Consider the following 2,900-nt stretch of genomic DNA (forward strand, 5'->3'; position numbering starts at 1 on the left):
CGCACCTTGCTTGCACAAGTACGCGATACGACCCTTGCCGCTTACGCGCATCAGGATCTGCCCTTCGAGAAGCTCGTTGAAGCGCTCGCGCCGGTTCGCGATACCAGCCGCACGGCGCTGTTCCAGGTGATGTTCGTGTTGCAGAACGCGCCGATGGAGCCGCTCGCCCTGCCCGGCCTTACGCTTGAGGTGCTGCCTCCTTCAGAAGCCGGTGCCAAGTTCGATATCACGCTGAATCTGACGCACGCGCAAGACCGCTTTGCGGGCGGCATCAGTTACGCCACCGATCTCTTTGATGAGCGCACCATCGTTCGCTTTGGCGAGCGCTTCACTCGCTTGCTCGAACAAGCACTCCATCAACCCGATGCACCGTTGCATGCGTTCGAACTCGTGCTGCCTGAAGAACACGCGCTGCTCGAAAGCTGGAATGACACGGCTGCCGCTTATCCCGAGCATCTGTGCATTCATCAACTCTTCGAACAGCAAGTCGAGAAGACACCCGATGCAATCGCACTCGTCTTCGAGGACGAATCGCTCACGTATGCGCAACTCAACGCACGCGCCAATCGGCTCGCGCATCATCTGATCGCGCTTGGCGTCGGGCCGGAAGATCGCGTCGCGCTGTGCATGGAGCGCGGCATCAGCATGATCGTCGCGTTGATGGCGATACTCAAAGCCGGCGGCGCTTATGTGCCGCTCGATCCCACGTCCGTCACCGAGCGCCTCGGATACATGCTCGACGACGCGCACGTGTCCCTGCTCGTTACCGAGACCCGGCTTCTCGATCGACTGTCAGATGTTGCGCAGAACGTTCCCATCGTCTGCATCGATACCGACGCGATGTTGATCGACGCCCGCCCCGCCACTGCACCGGCGGTCGAAACGCATCCGCGGAGCGCGGCTTATGTGATCTATACCTCCGGCTCGACCGGCAAGCCCAAGGGTGTCGTTCTCAGTCACCGGAACCTTGGCAACTATCTGAGCGGCGTGCTCGCAAAAATGGACGTGCCGGCGCAGAGCAAAATGGCGCTCGCTTCGACCATTGCCACCGATCTCGGCAATACGATCCTGTTCGGTGCATTGGCGGCAGGTCATGAACTGCATGTGCTGTCGAACGAGCGCACGACCGATAGCTACCTGTTCGGGCAGTACATGCGTCAACGCGATATCGGCGTTCTGAAGATCGTGCCGGGTCATCTGCGCGCGCTCGTGGACGTCACGCTCGAAACGCCGCCCGCATTGCCGACGCAACTGCTCGTGCTTGGCGGCGAAGCAACGCGATCCGACTGGATTCTGTCGCTGCAAGCACTCAAGCCCGGCATGCGCGTCCTCAATCACTACGGCCCGACCGAAACGACCGTGGGCGTGCTGACTCATACGCTGAACGAAGCCATCCCCTACGGCATGTCGATTCCCATCGGACAGCCGCTCGCCAACACGCAGGCCTACGTGCTCGATGAATACCTGCGCCCCTTGCCGATTGGCGTGACGGGTGAACTTTATATCGGCGGTGCGGGCCTTGCAGAAGGGTATCTGCGGCGCGCTGCGCTTACTGCGCAACGGTTCGTCGCCAGCCCCTTCATAGCAGGCACGCGCATGTACCGCACCGGCGACCTCGCCCGCTATCGCGCCGATGGCAATATCGAGTTCCTCGGCCGCAACGATCATCAGGTCAAGATTCGCGGCTTCCGTATCGAACTCGGCGAGATCGAAGCGCAACTCGTCGCGCATCCGTCGGTGCGCGAAGCGGTAGTCATCGCCCGCGCACGGCATGAAGACTCGCAGGATAAACAACTCGTCGCCTATATCACGCTGCTCGCCGATACCGATGTCAGCATCCTGCGTGAACATCTCGCCTCGCACTTGCCCGACTACATGGTGCCTTCAGCCTTCGTCACGCTCGATGCACTGCCCCTCACGCCCAATGGCAAGCTCGATCGTCACGCGCTGCCCGACCCGCAAGCCGATGCCTTCGCGCTGCGCCCCTTCGAAGCGCCGCAAGGCGAAACCGAAACCGCGCTCGCCGAGTTGTGGGCCGAGTTGCTCGGCCTCGAACGCGTCGGCCGGCAAGACAACTTCTTCTCCCTCGGCGGACACTCGCTGCTTGCTGTGACGCTTGTCGAGCGCATGCGCCGCATCGGCCTGCACGCCAACGTGCGCGATCTCTTCGCCACGCCTGTGCTCAGCGCGCTTGCCGCTTCGCTCGAACACGGCGCGATCGCCGCCGATATCGTCGTGCCGCCCAATGCCATCACGTCCGATACCACCGCGCTCACCCCGGCCATGCTGCCGCTCATCGCACTGACGCAAACCGATATCGATCGCATCGTCGCGCACGTGCCCGGCGGCATCCGTAACGTGCAAGATATCTACGCGCTTGCGCCGCTTCAGGAAGGCATTCTGTTCCATCACATGCTGACCACCGAAGGCGATCCGTATCTGCAGACCGCGCGCATCGCTTTCGATAGCCGCGCGCGTTTCGATGCCTGGTTCGATGCCCTGCAACAGATCATCGAGCGGCACGACATTCTGCGCACCGCGTTCATTCACGATGGCCTCAGTACACCCGCACAAGTCGTCCTGCGTCATGCACCGGCCGCGCTGCGCGAGATCGAACTCGATGCTGTCGAACAACTGGCCCGCCAGTTCGATGCCCGTTCACAGCGTCTGCCGCTGGATCAGGCCCCGCTGCTGCGGCTCACGGTTGCGAAGGAACCCGGCACCGGGCGCTGGCTCGCGTTGCTCGTGTGGCATCACCTGATCGGCGATCACGTCACGCTGGAGGTGATTCAGAAAGAGATCAGCGCCCTGCTCGATGACCGCGCGCACGCGCTCGGCACGGCTCAACACTTCCGCGATCTGGTCGCGCAAGCCCGGCTTGGGGCGACTCAGCAAGAGCA

1 protein-coding gene is annotated in these 2,900 nt (G+C 62.4%); it reads left to right on the forward strand.

Annotated features, from left to right (window positions below; genetic code table 11):
• Nucleotides 1–2,900, forward strand: a 2,900-nt coding sequence (locus tag AWB70_RS38025; RefSeq protein ID WP_143281754.1) for a non-ribosomal peptide synthetase, incomplete at both ends; no start/stop codon positions are given.

The organism is Caballeronia cordobensis, assembly GCF_001544575.2.
Classification (GTDB): domain Bacteria; phylum Pseudomonadota; class Gammaproteobacteria; order Burkholderiales; family Burkholderiaceae; genus Caballeronia; species Caballeronia cordobensis.